Annotated in this window: 19 protein-coding genes, 1 tRNA gene and 1 pseudogene; 12 read left to right on the top strand and 9 right to left on the bottom strand. The window is 50.5% G+C overall.

Going from position 1 to position 20,660, the window contains the following annotated elements; translation table 11 throughout:
• Positions 1 to 181: 181 nt before the first annotated feature.
• From ACZO0A_RS04715 to ACZO0A_RS04680, 8 genes are all read left to right on the top strand, one after another.
• The gene (locus tag ACZO0A_RS04715; RefSeq protein ID WP_417345409.1) at positions 182 to 1,108 is read left to right on the top strand and encodes a glycoside hydrolase family 113; all 927 of its coding nucleotides are present in this window, start codon (positions 182 to 184) and stop codon (positions 1,106 to 1,108) included.
• Positions 1,105 to 2,229 (top strand): SGNH/GDSL hydrolase family protein, encoded by a 1,125-nt coding sequence (locus ACZO0A_RS04710; RefSeq protein WP_418590412.1) that lies wholly within the window; start codon positions 1,105 to 1,107, stop codon positions 2,227 to 2,229. The genes ACZO0A_RS04715 and ACZO0A_RS04710 overlap by 4 nt, the downstream gene beginning before the upstream one ends.
• On the top strand, positions 2,226 to 3,293 hold the full coding sequence (locus ACZO0A_RS04705; protein WP_444067437.1) for an SGNH/GDSL hydrolase family protein: 1,068 nt from the start codon (positions 2,226 to 2,228) through the stop codon (positions 3,291 to 3,293). Before ACZO0A_RS04710 ends, ACZO0A_RS04705 begins: the two co-directional genes overlap by 4 nt.
• Before the next feature lie 262 nt (positions 3,294 to 3,555).
• Complete coding sequence (locus ACZO0A_RS04700) at positions 3,556 to 3,732, top strand: antitoxin VbhA family protein (protein WP_417345414.1); 177 nt, start codon at positions 3,556 to 3,558, stop codon at positions 3,730 to 3,732.
• 6 nt (positions 3,733 to 3,738) lie between these two features.
• Entirely contained in the window at positions 3,739 to 4,332 is a 594-nt protein-coding gene (locus ACZO0A_RS04695; RefSeq protein ID WP_417345415.1) for a Fic/DOC family protein, read from the top strand.
• 281 nt (positions 4,333 to 4,613) lie between these two features.
• On the top strand, positions 4,614 to 4,907 hold the full coding sequence (locus tag ACZO0A_RS04690; protein ID WP_417345431.1) for a transposase: 294 nt from the start codon (positions 4,614 to 4,616) through the stop codon (positions 4,905 to 4,907).
• Between the two features lie 15 nt (positions 4,908 to 4,922).
• The gene (locus ACZO0A_RS04685; RefSeq protein ID WP_417345417.1) at positions 4,923 to 5,507 is read left to right on the top strand and encodes a hypothetical protein; all 585 of its coding nucleotides are present in this window, start codon (positions 4,923 to 4,925) and stop codon (positions 5,505 to 5,507) included.
• 203 nt (positions 5,508 to 5,710) lie between these two features.
• The gene (locus ACZO0A_RS04680; protein ID WP_417345419.1) at positions 5,711 to 5,998 is read left to right on the top strand and encodes a M23 family metallopeptidase; all 288 of its coding nucleotides are present in this window, start codon (positions 5,711 to 5,713) and stop codon (positions 5,996 to 5,998) included.
• On the opposite strand, the gene ACZO0A_RS04675 is transcribed toward ACZO0A_RS04680, so the two are convergent.
• The 9 genes from ACZO0A_RS04675 to ACZO0A_RS04635 form a co-directional block, all read right to left on the bottom strand.
• Positions 5,961 to 6,902, bottom strand: coding sequence for an ROK family protein (locus tag ACZO0A_RS04675; protein ID WP_486846107.1), 942 nt, complete (start codon positions 6,900 to 6,902; stop codon positions 5,961 to 5,963). The two genes, ACZO0A_RS04680 and ACZO0A_RS04675, sit on opposite strands and share 38 nt — an antisense overlap.
• 156 nt (positions 6,903 to 7,058) lie before the next feature.
• The gene (locus ACZO0A_RS04670; RefSeq protein ID WP_417345423.1) at positions 7,059 to 9,533 is read right to left on the bottom strand and encodes a beta-mannosidase; all 2,475 of its coding nucleotides are present in this window, start codon (positions 9,531 to 9,533) and stop codon (positions 7,059 to 7,061) included.
• 105 nt (positions 9,534 to 9,638) lie between these two features.
• The gene (locus ACZO0A_RS04665; RefSeq protein ID WP_417345425.1) at positions 9,639 to 10,889 is read right to left on the bottom strand and encodes a glycoside hydrolase family 125 protein; all 1,251 of its coding nucleotides are present in this window, start codon (positions 10,887 to 10,889) and stop codon (positions 9,639 to 9,641) included.
• A complete protein-coding gene (locus ACZO0A_RS04660) occupies positions 10,889 to 12,619 on the bottom strand; it encodes a hypothetical protein (RefSeq protein WP_486846104.1) in 1,731 nt (576 codons plus the stop codon). Before ACZO0A_RS04660 ends, ACZO0A_RS04665 begins: the two co-directional genes overlap by 1 nt.
• Before the next feature lie 16 nt (positions 12,620 to 12,635).
• Positions 12,636 to 13,481: a carbohydrate ABC transporter permease gene (locus ACZO0A_RS04655; protein WP_292107919.1), complete on the bottom strand. Its 846-nt coding sequence runs from the start codon at positions 13,479 to 13,481 to the stop codon at positions 12,636 to 12,638.
• Positions 13,478 to 14,380: a carbohydrate ABC transporter permease gene (locus ACZO0A_RS04650; protein ID WP_417344319.1), complete on the bottom strand. Its 903-nt coding sequence runs from the start codon at positions 14,378 to 14,380 to the stop codon at positions 13,478 to 13,480. Before ACZO0A_RS04650 ends, ACZO0A_RS04655 begins: the two co-directional genes overlap by 4 nt.
• A 310-nt stretch (positions 14,381 to 14,690) precedes the next feature.
• Positions 14,691 to 16,085, bottom strand: a complete 1,395-nt coding sequence (locus ACZO0A_RS04645) for an ABC transporter substrate-binding protein (RefSeq protein WP_417344318.1) — start codon at positions 16,083 to 16,085, stop codon at positions 14,691 to 14,693.
• Between the two features lie 125 nt (positions 16,086 to 16,210).
• Complete coding sequence (locus tag ACZO0A_RS04640; protein WP_486846102.1) at positions 16,211 to 16,825, bottom strand: helix-turn-helix transcriptional regulator; 615 nt, start codon at positions 16,823 to 16,825, stop codon at positions 16,211 to 16,213.
• Positions 16,826 to 16,860: 35 nt separating this feature from the next.
• Entirely contained in the window at positions 16,861 to 17,649 is a 789-nt protein-coding gene (locus ACZO0A_RS04635) for a response regulator (protein ID WP_486846100.1), read from the bottom strand.
• Positions 17,650 to 17,813: 164 nt separating this feature from the next.
• Here ACZO0A_RS04635 and ACZO0A_RS04630 point away from each other — a divergent pair, with 164 nt between their 5' ends.
• From ACZO0A_RS04630 to ACZO0A_RS04615, 4 genes and pseudogenes are all read left to right on the top strand, one after another.
• On the top strand, positions 17,814 to 18,890 hold the full coding sequence (locus tag ACZO0A_RS04630) for a DUF8451 domain-containing protein (protein WP_486846099.1): 1,077 nt from the start codon (positions 17,814 to 17,816) through the stop codon (positions 18,888 to 18,890).
• 373 nt (positions 18,891 to 19,263) lie between these two features.
• Positions 19,264 to 19,340: transfer RNA gene (locus ACZO0A_RS04625), tRNA-Arg, on the top strand.
• A gap of 336 nt (positions 19,341 to 19,676) precedes the next feature.
• A complete protein-coding gene (locus ACZO0A_RS04620; protein WP_112146629.1) occupies positions 19,677 to 20,357 on the top strand; it encodes a response regulator transcription factor in 681 nt (226 codons plus the stop codon).
• Between the two features lie 9 nt (positions 20,358 to 20,366).
• Positions 20,367 to 20,660: pseudogene (locus ACZO0A_RS04615) on the top strand (sensor histidine kinase); the annotation flags it as partial.

Below are 20,660 nucleotides of genomic sequence, written 5' to 3'. Positions count from 1 at the left end.
ACACTCCTTACCCATCCTAGTATATACTTTATTATAATGGCTGTATGGCTAAAGGTCAACCATCAAATTAGCTAAATACCGCAATCATTTTTAGTTAAAACTACTTGACAGACCGTTTTTCTTTGCTATACTAAAAGCCAAACAGGGACTTATATTTTTCGTGCAAAGGGGTTGCCTCGCTATGTTCAATCACCCGTTTACTGCTGTCAATTTTGCCGTATTCCCGCACCGCGGCGTACTGGGCGGGGGCACCGCTCGCCGCAGCCTTGCCGCAATGGCCGCCAAAACCGGCTGCCGCTGGGTCATCCTTACCCCTGCCGGGGTGCAGGCCACCCCGTACAGTGAAGAAATCGACTACCGCAGCGCCGCCACCCCCACAGACGCGGAGCTTTGCGGCTGCATCCGCTTTGCACGCAGCCTTGGGCTGGAGGTCGCACTCAAGCCTACCGTCAACTGCGCCAACGGCGTATGGCGGGCGCGCATCAGTTTTTTTGACCACGATGTCCCCTGCGAGAGCCAATGGGGCCGTTGGTTTGCGCAGTACACAGCGTTTCAGCTGCATTACGCCGAAATCGCCGCCCGCGAAGGCTGCAAGCTGTTCATCACCGGCTGCGAGATGACAATGACCGAGCACCGTGAAGCCGAATGGCGGCAGCTTTTGGCCGCCGTGCGCGGGGTATACCCCGGCACACTGACCTATAACTGTGACAAATACGGCGAGGATCACATCGCATGGTGGGATGCCGTGGATGTGATTGCGTCCAGCGGGTACTATCCGTTGCAGGACTGGCCGCGCCAGCTGGCGCGCATCGGACAGGTGGCAGAAAAATTCCGTAAGCCCGTGCTTTTTACCGAGGCAGGCTGCATGGCGGTGCATGGCTCCGCCGCCGTACCGAACAACTGGGAGCTGACGGGCGCACCGGACAATGCCGAGCAGGCCGCATGGTACAAGGCCATGTTCGATGCCTGCCGTCAGGCTCCCTTTGTACAGGGCTTCGGCGTCTGGGACTGGCCCGCCGACCCGGGCGTTTCCAGCCCTTACGCCGTCAACAACCGTCCCGCTGCCGACATCATTGAAACCTATTACAAAGGAATGTACCGCAAATGACCGCACTGCAAATCAGCCCGCTTTCCGTCCTGCCGCAGATCCGCGCCTTGGGCCGCCATAGGGGGCGCAACCCGCTGCCGCTGTTCTGGACTGCCTCCGGCGCAGAGCTGCTTTTTACCGGCAGTGAGCTGTGGTTCCAACTGGAGTGTGACTACACCGAGATCGAGCCGTGGGTCAGCATCGAGCTGAACGGCGCATGGATTGCCCGGCAGGCACTGACCCCGGGGCGCAACCGTGTCTGCGCGTTCCGCGGTATGACGCCCGGCACGCCGAAGCACGTCCGCCTTTTAAATGATGTACAGCCGATGCAGCAGGATCCCACCCACTTTTTGCAGCTGAACGCCGTAGAATATGCCGGCGGCGAATTTCTGCCCCTGCCGGAGCCGCGCTGTCGGCTGGAATTTGTGGGAGACAGCATCACCAGCGGCGAGGGTACGCTGGGAGCCCGGCAGGAGGAGGACTGGATCGGTGCCTTTTTCAGCGCCGAAAACCACTACGCCCGCCTGACCTCCGATGCGCTCGGGGCTGAGTACCGCCTTGTCTCCCAGAGTGGTTGGGGCATCGTCTGCGGGTGGGACAATGACCCGCACCATACCCTGCCGCCCTATTACGAGCAGGTCTGCGGCGTGGCGGAGGGTGCGCGCAACACTGCCCTCGGTGCTAAACAGCAGAACGATTTTTCTGCTTGGCAGCCCAATGCAGTCATTGTAAACCTCGCCACCAACGATGAACACGCCTTCTGCAATCCGGCGTGGCTCGACCCCGTGACCGGCAAAGCGTACAAGCTGCGCACACTGCCGGACGGCAGCTACCACCCCGAGGATGTGCGCCGCCTGCAAGATGCCGTCTGCGATTTTTTGACGATACTGCGTGAGCGCAACCCCCGCGCCGTGCTGGTCTGGAGCTATGGAATGCTGGGCAGCGGGCTGCAGGAGGTGCTGCAGGGTGCCGTTCAACAATACGGCAGCCGCAGCGGCGACACGCGCGCCTTCTACCTGCCGCTGCCGGACACAACTGCCGACACCGTGGGTTCGCGGCAGCACCCGGGCGTTCTCTCTCACCGTGCCGCCGCCGAGGTATTGACCGCCTTTTTGAAACACAAGCTGGAGGAACAGGCATGAACACAACCAAACTGAAAAGCGTCCTTTGCCGCGCCGCTGCCGGCGAGGAACTGACCATCGGATTTCTGGGCGGCTCCATCACACAGGGCAGCCTTACCACCCAGCCGGAAAACACCTACGCCTACCGTGTATACCGCTGGTGGTGCGAAACGTTCCCGCAGGCAAAATTCCACTATGTCAACGGCGGCATCGGCGGTACCGACTCGCTGTATGGGGTGTCCCGCGCTGTGACCGACCTTTTGATGTACCAGCCCGACTTTGTCGTGCTGGATTTCAGCGTCAACGACACACGCAACACATTCTGTCAGGAAACCTACGAGGGAGCCGTCCGCCGTATCTTGTCTTGGCCGTCCCGTCCTGCGCTGGTGCTGCTGCACAACATCTATTATGACAGCGGTCTGACCACCGAGGCACAGCACGGTGCCGTGGGCGATTGGTACGCCCTGCCCCGCGTCAGTGTACAAAACACGATCTACCGCCAAATGAAAGACGGACAGTACACAATGCAGCAGCTCACGCCCGATGGTCTGCACCCGAACGACTTCGGCCACGGGCTTGTGGCAGAGGAGATTACAAAGCTGCTGGCAGATGTCAATGCCCAGCGGGACGAGCCGGAAGCCGAATCTCCGCTGCCCGCCCCGCTGACCGCCAACGCCTACGAAAACGCCCAACGGCTGACACTGCGCGAAGCCTGCCCCGCGCTGCACGGTTTCCGCGCCGACACGAGGGAAAAGCTTGGGCATCTCGACCACTGGAAAAACGGCTGGTTTGCCCAAAAGGCAGGGGATTCCCTGACCTTTACGGTGGACTGCAGCTGCCTTGCGGTGCAGTTCCGCCGCACGATCCAACGCCCCGCCCTGCAGGCGCAGCTGGTGATGGACGGCGACACCGCGCACCCGATTTTGCTGGACGGCAACTTTGACGAGGATTGGAGCGACAGTCTGGCGCTGACCCCGGTGCTGCACCACGCCCCCCGCGCCCGGCACACCGTGACGATCACAGCGCTTCCCTCCGCCGCCCCGGACCCGACACCGTTCTATCTGCTGTCGCTGATTCTTGCTTAAGGCAACACCGCACAATTCCCGCCTTACGGCTTAAGCACCGCTCCAGCGGCTTCGGCACGGCATCTGCGTTGCCAAAATGCTCGATAATACACAAAGTATTATCTGCGCTTTTGGCTTAGCAGCTGCCGCACCTCGCTCGCCGTATCGGCACTTAGAATTATGCGGTATTGCCTTGACCCTGAAAGCCGGACAAAAGCGTGATTGCTTTTGCCCGGCTTATCGTTTATAATAGATACAAAATCATAGGAAGGCGGTTTTGTATATGGCACCGATTACCCGCGAACAGGCATTGGAAAACGCTTTGGCATCTTCGCGCATGGAAGGGTACGAGGTTACGGAACAGACTCGCATAGATTGCCGCCGCCTGATGGACGGCAAAGTAGATGCCCGCACCTTGGCTGCCGAAATTCTGGCACGGCGCAGGGCGCAGCGAGGGTAAAATGCCATGGCAAACTATGCAGTGGATTCTTTGCAGGATGGGTGCTATCCGGGTACGGTTGTATTGATAAACACATTGAACATTCGTAATCAAGCGGATTTGGACGCTGTGGAAGGTACGATCGTTCCTGCCAAGGCTGCTTTATGGGAAGAAAAACCTTTAGCAGAAAGTTTCGATTTTGCGCATTACTGTGCGATTCATCGCTTTTTGTTTGAAGATTTATACGAATGGGCGGGTAAGCCGCGCACCGTAGATATTGCAAAGAAAGGCACGCAGTTTTGCCTCGCTGCGCAAATTGAAAGTACATCAAGTGCGATTTTTTCCAGATTAGAGAAGCAATGCTTTCTTGTGGGGTTAGATAAAGCACATTTCATTTCTGCCATAGTAGATTTATACGAACGGACAAATGAACTTCACCCATTCCGCGAAGGCAACGGCAGGACCCAGCGTGTTTTTCTTTCGCAGCTTGCCCGCCATGCGGGATATGTCATTGATTTTGCCCGTGTTGACCCGGATGATTTGATGATTGCCACAATTCAGGCTGCAGGCGGCGTGGATGATTTTTTGAAAGAGCTATTTGGCGAAATGATTTCCGAATAGTGTATTGGCTCTGTCCAAGTCTTCTATTTCTTTGGCTCCCTGAATTTCTGCCCATTCGTAGTTGACCACCATTTGACAACTACTGTGCAGCGGCACCACAAAACGCCAAAAAAAAGGGGGGCTGTTGCACATCCCCCTCTAAAAAAGAAAGACCGAAGTAAAAAGCCAAAAAAGGCTTTACAACTTCGGTCTTTTGCTTTAAGTTAATAGTTGTGAAAGAAACTCAAAAGCAAGAACAGCATATCGAAATTTTGGAAAAAAGTCAACAGTTAAAATTTCGGATGCCGACAGAAATAAGAATATCGAAACACAACGCGCTCTATCAGGCAAGCACCCAGCTTGAGGGACTGGATTTCACAAAGTTGTATAGCGTTTATTCGGAAATCCGAAAATTGCGGATAGAGCCGCGTGTGTTATTTAAAGTTCTGGTGTGCGCCTACATGAAGGGCGTATATTCCAGCCGTAAAATAGAGGATCTGTGCAGGGAGAATATGGTATTCCGCTGGATGCTGGAGGATCAGAAAGCGCTGGATCACTGCACCATAGCAAGATTTCGGAGCAACCGTAACCTGTAGGAAGCGTTCGAGGATTTGTTCTTTCAATATGTAAAGAAGCTGGAGGATAAAGGGTATACCGAGCACTCTGAGGTGTTTGTGGATGGAACCAAAATCGAAAGCATGGCAAATCGGTATACATTCGTATGGCTAAAGCAGGTAAGCAAACAGCTTGAGAAAATCAAGACAAGGTTGAAAGAGCTGGTATGTCCGCAAGGAAATCTGACCTCGACTAAGGTTGAGAAAAGACCGGAACAGCTCAATGCGGAAATCGAGGCGCAGGGCATTGAAGTGAAAAAAGGCCGCGGGCATCATAAGCCGGAGATCGTTCGGGAGCGGGATGAACTGGCTCTCTTGTATAGCCGCTGGATGGAGTATAACAGAAAGAAGGCAATTTGCGGGGAGAATCGCAACAGCTATTCCAAGACAGACACAGATGCCACTTTTATGCATATGAAAGACGACCATATGCGCAATGGTCAGCTAAAACCCGGATATAATGTTCAGTTTGCTGTCAACAGCGGTTTCATAACCGACATTGGCGTATTCAGCAACAGAACGGACTTCGGCACGCCGATTCCGTTTTTGACCTATTTATGGCATAAGCATGGAAAATCCTAACCTGTCGCACTTTTTACCGCAGAACAGAAATAAGCCCCTGTCATATGGATTCATTTTGAAATTCTGCATAACATATGGAACCGGACTTCGAAGCCCTTTGCGTATACCCGGTTACGATATACACATTTTAGGTCTGAGGAATTTTTCCCAGCATTAGGCGAGTCCTTTCACAATTTCCAGAATATACGCAGCAGGCAGAGTGCTTGGCAGGGAAATTAGCAATCCGTCTTTCTGGATGCGAATCTGCAGGTGCGGTGATTCTCACCGTTTATGGACGTTTATTTCGCCTGTATGCCCACAAAACGCAAACTGCCGTTACCGCTGGTGAAGCGGTAACGGCAGGGCAGGTTGTTGGGTATGTGGATTCAACTGGCAACCATCTGCATTTTGAGGTCATGCAGGGCTGGGTTAGGGTTGATCCGCTGAGCTTGCATTCTTTAAAGTATATTCGCTTTACTGCTTTTGTTTTGCCAGAAGCGCCGCACCTATGACCCCGGCGTGGTAACCCAGCGTACAGGTCGTAATCCTCGTATGCTTTTGGGCAAAGGCATTGCCGAACACCATCGGTTCCACTGCTGCACGCAGTGGTTTCAAAAGTGCCTCTCCCTGATTTGCCACACCACCCGAAAGTCCAATGACTTCCGGGAAAAAGATATTAATGAGGTTTGCTACTCCAACCGCCAAGTAATGAATATAATGTTCCACCACTTCCTGGGCCGCAATATCACCCTGGATCGCGGCATCGAAGGCGGTTCGTCCTGTGATAGTATCCTCCCGCGGGGCCAGCGTATGTAGCAGACTCTGCGGATGGGCACGGCACGCCTCTGCCGTCATTCGGATCAAAGCCGTTGCACTTGCGAGGCTTTCAAAGCATCCACACCGCCCGCAAGTGCAGCGGGGTGCATCGAGGCTGTCCATAATCACCATATGCCCCGGCTCTGAGGCTACACCAGTATAGCCAGTTAGAAGTTTTCCTTGCAGCACTACGCCACCGCCTATGCCGGTGCCCAATGTCACGATGACCGCGCTTTCTGCACCTTTGGCGCAGCCCGCCAGCGCCTCACCCAAGGCTGCCACATTGGCATCATTACCGATATAAACTGGCAGACCTGTACGACTCTGCAAATATTCTGCCATATTAAAATTATGCCAATTCAAGTTGTTAGAATAGAGCACCCGGCCACGATCCACCGAACCAGGGCAACCGACACCGATTGCTTCCACCCACTCCCCCGAGGCCAACTCTGTGCAAAGCTTCACTATGTCATCGCACACAGCCTCGGACGAACGCGGGAGCGCCGTGGGCACTGATGCTTCTCGCAGGATTTTCCCTTCCTCCGTCACCAGCGCCGCCTTAATATTGGTTCCACCTAGGTCAACGCCCAAATATGCCATACCAAGTCCTCCTTTACTGCTTCAGGGTAGTTTCTGCGCTGATTCTCTTTGCGTTACAAAATCAATCAGATAGCACGGGAAGTGGAGTGGCTCACCGTGTTATCCCCAATGCTGATGTCTATTCTTATTTCGAAGCAAAAATGACATATTTAGTTTTCAGAATGTATCTGCCACACTACGCACTTGCAAGCTTTCTCGCAACTGTTCTGCTGTCACTCCCGGCGCCACAGAGTCCTTTTCCAGTGCGACATGTACACCCTGCGGTGTACACAAGGAGAAGTAGTTATCGGAGAATGGGCGGTCAGTCAAGTTTGTTTCTATCTCCACTTGATGCGCATAACAATCGCTTTTTACGTAAATATCAAACACATTACCGCAGTCCAGCACATGCACTGTGTAGTTCGGTCGTGGTAACTCCATTTGTTTGGGTCGACAGAACAGCGTGCTGGCATATGCGCCGGTATTGTTCTTTTCGCACAACCGATACGCAACAAATACCGTATCCTGTCCGCGTTCCGCCAACTCCTGCATAAAGTCAACCGGATCCAGTTCTGTCACGCTGAGAGGCGGCACCTGAACCGGCACCTCCATATGAGCCAAAAGACCATAAGCCGTGTCTCTCAGCTCTACCTCAACCGTGCCCTCAAGCGCTGTGCGACTGTCGTTGTGAACCCACATCCGCAGTTTGGCATCTTCCGCCTTTGCCGTCACCATACGCGGCGAAAAAAAGCGGCGTGCATAATAGTGCAACGCTTTCCAGCGTCCGAAATAATCAATACTGGCCCACGATGCCACCGGCCAGCAGTCGTTGAGCTGCCAGTAAATGGCGCCCATGCAGCGGCCTCTGTTACGTCGCCAGTGTTCCACGCCGTGCCGCATCGCTTCCGCCTGCAAAAGCTGCGAAATATAGAGCAGACTGTCAAAGTCCTTCGGGTAGCGGTAATAGCTGGAAATATAGAACATGATCAATCCATTGGCTGCACCGTTTTTCTGATGGCTTTCCATCACGGGAGAAAAAATATTACGGTCACTTGGCTCTGTGAAAGTCTCAATGGTTTTGCGCCCGGGGAATGATTCAAATCCAAATTCAGAGCAAAAACGGAAATAGAACTTTTCGTAATCTGTAAAGGGCTTCATTCTATGCCATACGTCCCAATAATGGACATCTCCCCGATTCTCGGCATTCGGATCATCGAAGGAACCACCCGAGGAGGGCGAGGAGGGCCAGTAAAACACGTCCGGCGCATTAATCTGTGCTTCCTGCGAGATTACGTATTCGAACATCTTGATGTAGTCTGCTTTCAGCGCAGGATGGTGCGTTACCACGTCTTCCCAGCCCACCCAGCCAAGCTCCATTTCGTTGTTACCGCATAGAAGACCCAAGCATGCGTGATGACGAATGCGCAGCAGATTGTCCCGCAGCTCTGCACGAATATTCTCTTCAAACGCCGCATCCATCCGGTACACATTACAGGCAAACATTGCATCCTGCCAGACGATCAAGCCAAGGCGATCGCAGGCGTCGTAGAACCAATCATCGGGATAGTAGCCACCGCCCCATACGCGGATTGTGTTGAAGTTGGCAGCGGCGCAATCCTTCAGAAGACGCAGCGTCTGCTCGGGCGTAACTCTCGTGACTACACTGTCCTCGGGTATATAGTCAGCTCCCATGGCGAATATCTTGACACCATTGACCCGAAAACAGAATTCCTCACCCCATTCATCCTGATTACGGCTTATCGTCAACTCCCGCAGACCAATCTGCTTGTGCCAGTCATCCAGCACTTGACTATCTTTGTCATGCAGTTCCACATTCAAAGTATACAGAGGCTGCTCGCCATACGTGTTCGGCCACCACAGTTGCGGAGATTTCAGCACGAAAGATACCGCTGCTGTTTCCTCTGCGGACACACTTTGTGCATATAGCGCATCTCCTGACGGCGAAGTGAGTGTGCAGCAGACAGTGTAACTCTCTAAGTCTGCAAGTTGGGCGAGACGCACTTCCGTTTGAAGGAAGACCGTTCCGGTGCAATGTTCCTGCTTTATGCGCACGTCGGCGATGCGCGCGTCCGAAAAAGCGCACAACTCCACCGGGCGCCAGATACCTGCATCCGGCAGTTGGGGACCCCAATCCCAGCCGAACATACAATGTGCTTTTCGTAAATAATTGTTTCCGCGGATACAGCCCTTTGCCACATAGTGTATGGAGGGATCCTGACCTTTTTCCCGGATAAATTTCAACGAAGATCGAAAGATAATTTCCAGATGGTTTTCGCCCTTTTTCAATTTGCCGGCAACCGGCAAACGCCATGTGCGATGCATATTATCCACCGACGCGAGGAACTCACCGTTCAATCGAATATCAGCCAGGGTGTCCAGTCCGTAAAAGACCAATTCGGCATACTCCTGCTTCAGAATCTCCTTTTGCGGTACAAAGCACAGCGTGTAGCAAAAGTCCTGATTAAACAGCTCTCGGACTTCATACTCGTTTTTTCGATAAAAGGGATCACATACCAGTTTTGCATCCAGCATTGCATGCAACACACTGCAGGGAATATTCGCCTTTATTTCCCAGTCTCCGTGCGTACATGGCCGGATGCACCAGCCTCTGTTCAGTGTTTGTGTTATCATGACGGCACTCCTCTGTTATTGAATGACTCTGTTCCGACGCCCTCCCTTCTGCGAGCATAAACGCTTCCGCGTCCCATATGGCATCGCAGCTACGCATAGAGTACGTCATAATTTATATATTTGCTGCACCAAGAGACAGAACATCGAATCGGCCCATGCAAACCATGCGCGCGTAAAATGTGTCGGATCGTTCGCCTCAAAACTTTCATGCATGTGATAGGTGCCGGCGGTGGTGTTGAAAAGCATCGACAGGATTTCCTTTTTTTCATCAAGAGACGTGGATGTCAACCCCTGGACGGCAAGTGCAATCGGCCAGATATACCCTTTACGGGTGTGCTGACTTCCAATCCCCGCGCCAAACTTCCCCGTGAAATAATATGGATTATTCTCGCTGAGGAGAAAACGACGCGTGTTTTTATAGATCTCATCCTCCGGCTGGCAGTAGCCGTACCATGGGGCACCCAGCAAGCTGGGCAGATTCGCGTCATCCATCAAAGTATAGTTTCCAAGACCATCCACTTCATAGGCAAAAATGCGACCATACTTCGGATGCTCGATAACTCCGAACTTTTGAATGCCGGAATCAATCTCCCTGCTGAGCGATTTGGCAGATTTCAAGATGGCATCAGGCAATGGTAGTTCCTGTAAACGGTTAAGCACACTGACCGCCAGCATATTGGCAGGAATCAAATAATGCAGCTCGCACGCGTCGTCGCTCGGGCGGAAGCCGGACCATGTCATTCCTGTATAGCCCACAAGCGTGCCCTGCCCTCCATTGCTTAATGTTTCCGTTTTCAAAGGAGAGTCACGTTCGAACCGATAGGGGGAGAATTCCGCGTGTTTTTGCTCTGTTCGCCAAACCTCTAATATGGTCTGCACCGCACCAACCACGGTCTCGGTAAATACCGTGCGATCCTTCGTCCGACGGAAATAGGCTTCCAGGAAGAACAGAAAGAACGCCAGAGAATCCACCTCATACTTTCGCTCCCAAACCCACGGGCTCATTTGCGTGTGATCTGCGCAAAAGCAGCTGCCATCGGGCTTTCGGTTGAACGCGTTGGCATAGGGATCAATTTGAATAAAGTGTGCCTGCTGAAGCACAACGCCACGCAGAGCCCTCGCCACAACATCAATATCCGCCATACTCAAATACGGAAGAAGCTGCATTGCGCTGTCCCGTAGCCACATGGCATGAATATCGCCCGTGAATACATAACTCTTTCCATCTTCCTCTAGGGACAGCGTCGTCTCCCATGCCGTTTTGTAGCAGCTGGCATACAGCTGGGCAATTTCCAGCTCTCTAATTTTGGTATAAGATTCTTCTATTGCCTCTTTCAAAGGCTTAATCATAAACATTACTCAATGTACCCCATTTTTTTGAGAATCCGAGTGTATCTCGAGATTGTGTGCGGAAGAACATTGATTGTCTCCCCATGCACCATCCAGTTGACGATTTCCATGAATTTGCTGCCCCTGTTCCAAATATATGGCGTGAACGAGACAACTGGCGAATCAAGCACTCCCATAATCCAGCCGGGCGCAGTGCGCTCACACTCAACGATGTCCTCCATCACAGACATACGCACATAGGGGGACCCGGCGCACACATTGCGCGGGGTAAGATTGAAAGCAACCATGGACTTTCCCTGGTATAGAATGCGATTTCTTCCCGGCAGTGCGGAAGAAATGTAATAATCCAGACCGACTTCCTCCACCGCCTGATACAGCTCCGGATGAAGCTGTGTGAGCGTTTTTAAATCAGTATCCATAAATGCCATATAGCCCTTTGGCATTCCTGCTTTTCCGGCAATCTCTTCGATTTCCTTCATTGCACGGACGCAGTGCTGTTTCAGCGCCTCCGGGGGGCAGCCGCATTCGGCCATGACACCCATGCCGCCGCAGTGCAGAATGGGTTCGATCAAGCCCCACACACCGCCCTGTGAGCGTTCCACAGAAAGCAGTTCCCACAGCTGTGGGCATGTCTGATAGCGTGCGGCATGTACGCCAATTCCCATTTTAATGCCGGTGAAGGAAGCCAACTCCATCAAATTGATCATGGCCTCGTTATGGGCCATTTCGCCCGAATGCCACACTAAGGTGGAGAGGATTTTTCCCTGCTGGGCATATTGCATCAGTTGTTCGTCACTGGGTTCGTTCTCATCCCAGCAGCGTTCTGTATTGGCCCACTGATACGGAATGGTAGAAACACTCGGAAACGCCGGACGATTCGGATCCATGATTTTAATGCAGATGCCGTGCTTTCCCCACTCAAACAAATCTCCGTCCCCAATCTGGCGCCCGACTAAAACATTATTGTTTGTTGCCTTTGTCAGCTGCTTAATATCTTCCATTGCACAGGTGTATTGCTCGGTGTAGGACGATACCTCTATATCTTTCAACTTTTTGGGTTTCGCTGCCCCGTAAAGAGCAACATATTTATCCCGACAAAGCGTGGCCATCATGGACAAAATGGCCTCCGGATCGCCAAAAGCAACTCCCTTTGCCTGCTTTTCGTACCGGTGAGCTATTTCAGCCGACAGAGTTTCTACTCCAATCGTATTCGAGAGGGGGGGAATCTCCGAAATAATGGTTTCGGGCAGAAAATTTTCCTTCTGACCTATGTATCCCCACGCTTGATGAAACAGCACTTCCGGATAGAAATACGGAAGAAATTCCCGGCTGGTGGTTCCGTCGTTGATGTACTCTGTGTCGAACAATACGACTTTTTCTTCTTCCAGACCAAAGTAATCCTGTACGCCGCAGTAAAATTCCCGGATGGATTTTGCTCGCACAATTACATTTTTAGAAAATGCCCGAATCGAAGAATCGAACAAGCTGGTTGTCCCATAGATGAAATAGTAAATGTCATAATATGCATTCAAATAATTAAACTGCTGAAAATGGTTGCCCCCCAGTACTGTGCTACCCGTTTTCGCAAAAAGAAGTCCGTCCCGCTCACTCCCCAAGTAAGCTTCAAAAACCATTCCGGCTTGCTCTGCCACCCAAGACAGAGTGGGGATAATCACCGATACTTCTGCCATCTCCAACTGGGAGATAAACATTAGCATTTTTTTCTTTTCTACCATAGCAAACAGTTCCCTTTCATTTAATTGATCCCTGAATTAGCCCATTGTAAATTTGCTTTTGGAGCAAGATAAATATTATTAGAATTGGGATAACTGTAATGATAGCACCCGCGCAAATGACCTCCCATTGCGTTCCATATTGCCCTTTGAATTGAAACAATGTCGTGGCAACTACACGCAAGCTGTTCTTTGGCATGTACTGATAGGGGATATAAAAGTCGTTGTAAATTCCAACTCCCTTTATGATGACTATCGTGGTAATTGCCGGTCGGAGCAACGGTAAAATGATGCGTCGGTACACTGTGAAGTAACTTGCCCCGTCAATGATGGCTGCTTCATCCAGTGATACGGGGATGGTCGAGAGTTGCTGCAAGAAAATATAGATGGCGATTATGTCGGTGCCGATGTACAGAAGAAAACCCGCCATCCGCGTATTATACACACCTAAAGCACTGATAATGCGGTATACCATCACCTGAACGCTCATACTTGGGACGATAGAAGCGAATAAGAAAGCGTTTTTCAGAAGTTTCTTTCCGCGGAACTCAAACCGACTGAAGATATATGCGAGCATTGTCCCGTTCAAAATCACGAAGATTAACGACACACCCAACATGATGACAGTGTTCATAAAACCGTTCAGCATATTTCCGTCCACAAAGGCTGTGACATAATTTTCAAAATGAAGCCTTTCAGGCAGTTGCAGAACACCTAAATCATACACTTCCGCCTTTGATTTGAGCGATGTAACAATGGCCAGTATAATGGGGGCTAAACACACAAGCGTGATGAGAATGAGGGAAATGTACTTCAGTGCCACCAGCACTTTCCCAAGCAGGGTAGAACGCTTCCTGACACTCATTCTGCCTCCTCCTTTCCAATGACAAGCTTTTGCAGTACTGCCACAAGCAAAACGACAGCCAGCAAAACCAGCGACATACTGGAAGCAACGCCGTATTTATTGTATTTAAAAGCGGTATCCAATATGTTCATCAAAAAAGTCTTTGTTCCATTGGCGCCTCCTGTCATGATATACGGCATCTCATAAATGCTCAGCGCGCCACTGATGTTGATGACCAGGTTTACGAAAATCACCTGGCGGATTGATGGCACAATAATGAACCAAAACCTCTGCCATGCATTCACACCGTCAATTGCTGCCGCTTCATAAATGTCCGTGGGAATCGAGGAAATGGCTCCATAGAAAATCACAAACATAAATCCCATGTAGCGCCATATGGATGCTGCCACGATCGACCAGTTAACAATGTGGGGATCTCCCAGCCACTTGTGAATGTGCGTTCCCAATCCCAGGAACTGCATAACAACATCCAGCATCCCTTCGCTGCGGTAGAAAAGCAGGAAGATGAATCCGATAGCTACACCATTGATCAAATAAGGGAAAAAAATAACAGCTTTGAAAAAGTTCTTAAACCTTACCCTGAAGCTCAAAATCGTCGCAAAATACAGAGCAAGGGCCGTCTGAATCAGTGTACCGATGATGTAGTACAAAGATACCTTTAGGACAGCAAATTGTTCCGGATCCTGCCACAGTTTAGCGTAATTATTGAGGCCAACGAACTGAAAATTTCTGCTGGTGCCGTTCCAGTCGGTAAAGCTGTAAAGCAGTAGCTGTGTAAGAGGCAGATAATTGAATACGATCAGCAATGTCGTGGGAAATAGTAAAAAGCACACAATGATAATTCGTTGCTGAGTTTTTCGTTTCAAATCGGCAAACCTGGTAAACTTGAAATTCTTCATCAACGTGTATCCCTTTCGTTACCCTTTACCCCGCTTCAGATGGTCTTAATTTACATCCGAATCTGAGAAGGTTCTGAATAATTCAATTTCGGCTGGCGGCGAATCTTTTGCTCCGTCCTTGCAGTTCCGAAAACGGTAAAAATGCAAAGTATTTTGCCGCCGGCTCTCATTGATATAATCAGAGCTTCCTGAACTGGGTGCTTCTTTATTCCTTGTAGAAAAGCAAAATGAAGTAAAAAAGCAGAATGAAGCGTTAGGCAGAACGCTTCATTCTGCAAAGCAATCTTCTACATTTGAACAAGTCAGACGCTCATTGTACGCCCAGTGTATCCATCGCGGCGACCCAAGAGCTGTTCAGATCATTCATGATATCATCGTAGGTTTCATCTCTGTTGCCGATGGCGGCGTCAATGATGCGCTGCTTAAAAGTCGCATCCAGAAGGCCGACCTCAGATTCCTTATCAATCTTATCGAGCAAACCCTGATCTTCTCCTTGGGCCGCTGTGCAGGCTGCAAACTCTACGCCCAAATCGTACCAATCCACAGCGATCTCCGGGAGCTCACTGCCAACCAGGGGAGAAACACTGGAAGCAAGACGAGTGGAGTAGTCGGTCTCCGCGAAGAATTTCACCCAAGCAAGCGCGATGTCCTGATGCTTAGAATGTACGCTGACTCCGTTCACATAGTCACGACCCAAACGCACCAACTGCTTCATATCAGCCGTTGGGGTCGGGAACGGCATGTACCCAATCACATCCTCGCTCACTCCGGCATCAGCAGCCGCCTCTTGGAATTGGCTGATTGCCCAAGAGCTGCACACACATGTCGCCACTTTGCCATTTGCCATCAGGCGCTTTGCTTCGTCAAAAGTTGCCGTGGCAGGATCGTCTTCAATCAGACCTGCTGCAGGGGCCTCATACATAATGCGGTACAGATTGTAGTTCGGGCTCCCCTTCAAGAAGTTCTGACGATCATGAGCCTGCAACACATACGGATAATCCACATCGCCGGCCACCGTCAGCGTGTTGGCCTCCCACTGATTCAGCGGCCACTGTTCCGCATATGCCGTATACAAAGGAATTGCATCCGTCTTTTCCTTAATCGTCTTTAGGACATCCATAAACTCGTCAATCGTGCGCGGAATCTGTGTGATGCCGGCTTCCTCGAAAACCGTTTTATTATAGAAGATTCCTGTGAACTGCACCGACACCGGAATTCCGTATACCACATCATCGTAAGTGCGGTCATCAATGCAGTAATACTGTTTCGACAACTCGTCATATTTTCCCAGCGGTACAAAGTACTCGTCCAAGTTCTCAACATCCACCGTGTTCGGTATCAGCAGGACATCGCCATAATCCGAGCCGGACAAACGGATTTTCGTCTGATTCTCATAATCGTCGATGGCCTCGAATTCCACCTTCTGAGTACCGGGATATTTCGCATCGAACTCCTGAGCGTATTTCTCCAATTCCTTCAGGCGATTGCCTTCCGTCACATTAGTAAGCACTGTGATTGTTCCCTCGCCGATGCTCACATCCGGGTTGGTGAATACATTTCCACTCTGGGATTCAGTCTGTTCTGTCTTCACAGACGCCTCAGACGTGGGCGCAGCACTGGATTCCTGTGCTCCGCAACCGGCGAGCATAGTAAGCAGAAGTGCGCAGGCCAAACCAACTCCTAAAAAAGCTTTCCGTTTTCTCATTTCGTTTATTCTCCTTCGTTGTATTTTGCACCTATTCGCAAATTCATGCGGATTTGCATTATCACCGGTGCAAATTCAGTATAACAAACAGACCGTAAATGAATATGTCATTATTCCATCTTTTTTTATGTCTTATTACGTTCTCGCTGTGCTCGGTATTCTGTCGGCGTCAAGCCGAACTGCTTCCGAAACTGTTTGGCAAAGTTAAAGTAGTCATTATATCCAACGCTTTCCGAGATATCTCTGACTTTATTGTTGGTGGACCAAAGCAGGGATTTCGCCGCATTAAGCCGTGTTTGAATGAGATATTGATTTACACTCATCCCAAAGATCTTCCGAAAACTCCTATCAATATAGGAAGGTGAATATACCAAGATGGACGATAACATCGAGAGATTGATTGGTGACGGATAGTTTATGTCAATGATCCGGCGAACTTTCCAGGAAATCCCGACGCCGTCCTGCTTCTGTTTTGCCGCATCTTCACAAATTAGAAGCAGTAGTTGCTCAACATCTTCCAAAACCTGAAGTATGTCCTTATAGTGAAAGTTCGTTTCTTGGTTACGGATGTTTAGCATTAGCTCGCACACTTCGTCGAACCGGGACAAACATATCGTCATCAGCAGCCGCAGATAATCCTCAATCAGTTTTTTGTTTTTTCTCATCGCAGAGAAATCACGGATGTCACTTCGGTCCAAGCGCTTCATTAGTGCGTTAGCCATGCCCTGGTAGTCAATCAAAGACCAATAGATTTTTACTTCATCCTCTAATTTTTCTAAGATAAACCTCTCGTCATGTACGACCAGATTCCCAGCCCAAAAAGCCGTAAGGGCGACCTTTTTTTGATGCCAACAAAATAGCTCCCCACTTCGTCAATCAATACCGCCTCCGGAATGGGCTCAATCACATATCTGCAACCATCTCGAGCGACTAAGGCATTTGTTATCTTTTTCAAATTGTCCAGGACGTCATTCTTCTCAAAAATCAATAAGAAGGTTTGAAAGTATTGAGTGGGTGCCTTCAATATCTGCCCCGAATACTTTGTCGCACAGATGCTTTCGATCTCCTCTGTCGTCGGAAGCTCCCAGCCGGCCAAAAAGACCGCACAATATTTTTCGGTAGAAGAAAGATAGCTGTTCAAGGCATATTCGTATAAGTTGTACAGATCCTCGTCTGTCCGTCCGCCTCTGCTTTGAATGACAGCGATGGCCGAAGCAATGGACTCGTTCAGCTCTTCACCACTGATCGGTTTTAGAATATAGTTGAGGCATCCCGCCTGCATGGCCTGCTTAGCGTACTCAAACACTCCATGGGCACTAATGGCGATAACCTGAATCATCGGATAATACCGGTGTATCTTCTGCATCAATGTAATTCCATCACAGCCGGGCATTTTTATATCGGTGATTACAATATGTGGAAGACGCTCTTCGCACAACCGAAACGCTTCGTTTCCATCATGCGCTATTGCAACCAGGGTAGCGTTATGCTGCTTCCAGCTGATTAAGTTCACCAGCGACATGCGGACGAGAGAGTTGTCATCTACAATTAAAATTCCGTACATTACGCTTACCTCCATACCCGATATGGGTTTGCGTTAAGTATAACATAGGCACCTAACATTACAATGCTTTTTTTAAAAAAAAATATGTCATTTTTCGCCCTTTCACCTTTCATGTGAAGAGGGTGCGGACGAAATCCTGGACTCAAATGTGTAGGAGGCCAGAGATGTACAGCCTTGAACAAAGAACAGATGCTATTCAACTTTTTATTGAATCCGGATTCAATGAGAATGCTGTTATTCGCAGCTTGGGGTATCCTTCACCTACAATGACGATAGACTGCCTTGACAGGGACACCATCCGCCGCTATCGCCAGCGCATGGATAATCTCCGACCCGGTCATGTATGGTCAGAATTAGCTGTGGAGGATTTTCTGCACCGCATCGGTGCTATGGCGCGAGATACGGACGGTAAACTGCGCCCCACAGCGGCCGGATTGCTTATGTTCGGCCATGAATACGAAATTGTACGCGAGTTCCCACATTATTTTCTGGATTATCAAGAGCATGACCGTTCTGTCACAGAAGATGAACGTTGGACAGACCGTATCGTCTCCAGTTCCGGTGATTGGAGTGGTAACATTTGCGACTTTTACTTCCGCGTATACAACCGGATTGCGCAGGATATTAAAGTGCCTTTTAAGCTGGAGGGTACAGATCGTATTGACGACACCCCTCTGCATAAGGCTTTGCGCGAGGCTTTGGCAAACGCCTTGATTCACGCCGACTACTATGACCGGCGCGGTCTGGTGATTCAAAAATGGCCGGATAAAATTCGCATCGCCAATCCCGGCGCGTTCCGTATCAATGTGCAGGAGGCCCTTGCCGGTAGCATATCCGACCCGCGAAACGAGTCGCTCATTAAGATGTTCAACCTGATCAATGTCGGTGAGCGCGCGGGCAGCGGTTTGCCGAGCATCCGTACCGTCTGGCAAAAACAGGGCTGGCAGGAGCCGGAAATCGTGGAGAGCTTTAATCCAGACCGCACAACACTGTTGTTGCCGCTTGCCGCCAATAAAGCGGCGGCAAAAAACGGCGGAAAGTCTAATTCTATCTCAGAGAAGCGAAAGAACGACATCCTTCAATATTTGACCGACACATCGGAAGCAAGTAGCACCCAAATTGCCGACGCCATCGGCTTACAAGTCCCCCGCACAAAGATGTATCTGTTAGAACTGATTGCCAGTGGAGCGATTGTTGCGGAGGGTAGCAGCAGGGCAAGAAAGTACCGATTGAAATCGTAATTCTTTTCATCCTTAAAGCATCTCATCTTAAGGTTACGCGGTTTTTGACCACCATTTGACCACTACTGTGCAGTGGCACTATAAAATGCCGGAAAAGCCTGTTGTGACAACCAACAACGGGCTTTTTCTTGTTTTAGCGGCAAATGTGCAGAACCAACAAAATTCACGCTTCAGCGTCTGGTTGCACTGCCATGTCGTAGTTCTCCGACAACTGCGGCATGACAGGTTTTGGGCTCGTTTTTGTTCGATACAGCGTGATTTGCACTTACAAAAACGCGGTGGTCAACGGTAGTCAGACCACGAATTGACCACTATTGGAAATTGACTACTTTACAAGATTGAAATACGCTGTAACGGCGTTTTTCATACATAAGCGATCGTAGCTCAGCTGGATAGAGCGTTCGGCTCCGACCCGGAAGGCCAGAGGTTCGAATCCTCCCGGTCGCACCAAGAGCAGCACCTTATGGGGTGCTGCTCTTTTTGTTTTGCACGGATTTTACGAGGCAGTAAAAGAAGGGATTCGGACAGCCCGTGCCCCGCGCTTTGCGTCCCGCGGGGCAGGAACGCCCCGGTGGGGCGTTTCTAGGGCACGGCTCGGCGAATCCCTTCGGGCGCACAAAAAAGCGCATTGCAATGTACTTTACGCAGTAAAGCGGTGATAGTAGGACTTATATTTAACACACGGCAAGAAACAATTTCCGTTTCGCACATTGTAATGTTCGCAGAAAAAACTTATAATGCTTTTGAACCTGTAGGACACACAAAACACAGAAAAGAGAGGGAATCATGAGAAAACTGTTCCTTTTGGAAGATGATCTGAGCCTGATCAGTGGGCTGACCTTTGCATTCAAGAAACAGGGCTTTGCACTGGATACAGCCCGGACGCTGGCAGAAGCCGAGGTGCTGTGGTCAGACAGAAAATATGACCTGCTGGTGCTGGATGTTTCCCTGCCGGATGGCTCTGGCTTCGATTTCTGCCAGAAGGTGCGGCGCACATCCAACGTGCCGATTCTGTTCCTGACTGCTTCGGATGAGGAAATGAATATCATCATGGGACTGGAACTGGGCGGGGATGATTACCTGACCAAGCCGTTCAAGCTGGGTGTCCTGTTGTCGCGGGTCAATGCACTGCTTCGCCGTGCAAATGCGTCCAGCGCAGGAGAACCCGTACTGGAATCGGGCAGCATCACCGTCCGGCTGTTGCAGGGGCAGGCGTACAAAAACGGAGTCTTGCTGGAACTGACCGGCGCAGAGTACAAGCTGCTCTGCTTCTTTATGCAGCATCCGAATGCCGTGCTATCCAAGGAACAAATTCTGGATGCACTGTGGGACTGCGATGGGGATTACATTGACAGCAGTGCCTTAACAGTGTACATCCGGCGGCTGCGGATGAAGATTGAGGACGACCCCGGCAAACCGCAGATGCTGCTGACTGTCCGCGGCATGGGCTATAAATGGAATGGGTAAAGGTGCCGTATGAAAGTATTCGCAAACCGGGGAATCCGGATTTTGTTCCGGACAGTGCTGGCGGTCTGGGCGGTGGCATTGGCTCTCACGCAGGGCATCGTATGGCATACGACGCACGCATTCTCTTTCGGGTTACTGTTGGTTTTTCTGCTTCTGGGCGGCTGTCTCTGGGGCGTGCTTTTTCGCTATTTCCAAAGGCAGAGCGCGCTTCTGGAACAGGCAGTCCAGAAAATCCAAAGCTGTCTGGATGGCAATCCGGATGCACGACTGGACTGCGACCGGGAGGGAGAACTTTACCGTCTG

The organism is Gemmiger sp. (genome assembly GCF_057431175.1).
The sequence above is the reverse complement of the archived record's forward strand: the minus strand, read 5'-3'. Positions and strand labels throughout refer to the sequence as shown.

Excerpts from the sequence above, each read along its gene's own strand:
- ACZO0A_RS04700 (WP_417345414.1), top strand. The coding sequence starts at position 3,556 with ATGGCACCGATTACCCGCGAACAGGCATTGGAAAACGCTTTGGCATCT.
- ACZO0A_RS04690 (WP_417345431.1), top strand. The coding sequence starts at position 4,614 with ATGCCGACAGAAATAAGAATATCGAAACACAACGCGCTCTATCAGGCA.
- ACZO0A_RS04675 (WP_486846107.1), bottom strand. The coding sequence starts at position 6,902 with ATGGCATATTTGGGCGTTGACCTAGGTGGAACCAATATTAAGGCGGCG.
- ACZO0A_RS04650 (WP_417344319.1), bottom strand. The coding sequence starts at position 14,380 with ATGAAGAATTTCAAGTTTACCAGGTTTGCCGATTTGAAACGAAAAACT.
- ACZO0A_RS04630 (WP_486846099.1), top strand. The coding sequence starts at position 17,814 with ATGTACAGCCTTGAACAAAGAACAGATGCTATTCAACTTTTTATTGAA.
- ACZO0A_RS04660 (WP_486846104.1), bottom strand. The coding sequence starts at position 12,619 with ATGGTAGAAAAGAAAAAAATGCTAATGTTTATCTCCCAGTTGGAGATG.
- ACZO0A_RS04645 (WP_417344318.1), bottom strand. The coding sequence starts at position 16,085 with ATGAGAAAACGGAAAGCTTTTTTAGGAGTTGGTTTGGCCTGCGCACTT.
- ACZO0A_RS04715 (WP_417345409.1), top strand. The coding sequence starts at position 182 with ATGTTCAATCACCCGTTTACTGCTGTCAATTTTGCCGTATTCCCGCAC.
- ACZO0A_RS04695 (WP_417345415.1), top strand. The coding sequence starts at position 3,739 with ATGGCAAACTATGCAGTGGATTCTTTGCAGGATGGGTGCTATCCGGGT.
- ACZO0A_RS04710 (WP_418590412.1), top strand. The coding sequence starts at position 1,105 with ATGACCGCACTGCAAATCAGCCCGCTTTCCGTCCTGCCGCAGATCCGC.
- ACZO0A_RS04665 (WP_417345425.1), bottom strand. The coding sequence starts at position 10,889 with ATGTTTATGATTAAGCCTTTGAAAGAGGCAATAGAAGAATCTTATACC.
- ACZO0A_RS04670 (WP_417345423.1), bottom strand. The coding sequence starts at position 9,533 with ATGATAACACAAACACTGAACAGAGGCTGGTGCATCCGGCCATGTACG.
- ACZO0A_RS04705 (WP_444067437.1), top strand. The coding sequence starts at position 2,226 with ATGAACACAACCAAACTGAAAAGCGTCCTTTGCCGCGCCGCTGCCGGC.
- ACZO0A_RS04620 (WP_112146629.1), top strand. The coding sequence starts at position 19,677 with ATGAGAAAACTGTTCCTTTTGGAAGATGATCTGAGCCTGATCAGTGGG.
- ACZO0A_RS04635 (WP_486846100.1), bottom strand. The coding sequence starts at position 17,649 with ATGTACGGAATTTTAATTGTAGATGACAACTCTCTCGTCCGCATGTCG.
- ACZO0A_RS04655 (WP_292107919.1), bottom strand. The coding sequence starts at position 13,481 with ATGAGTGTCAGGAAGCGTTCTACCCTGCTTGGGAAAGTGCTGGTGGCA.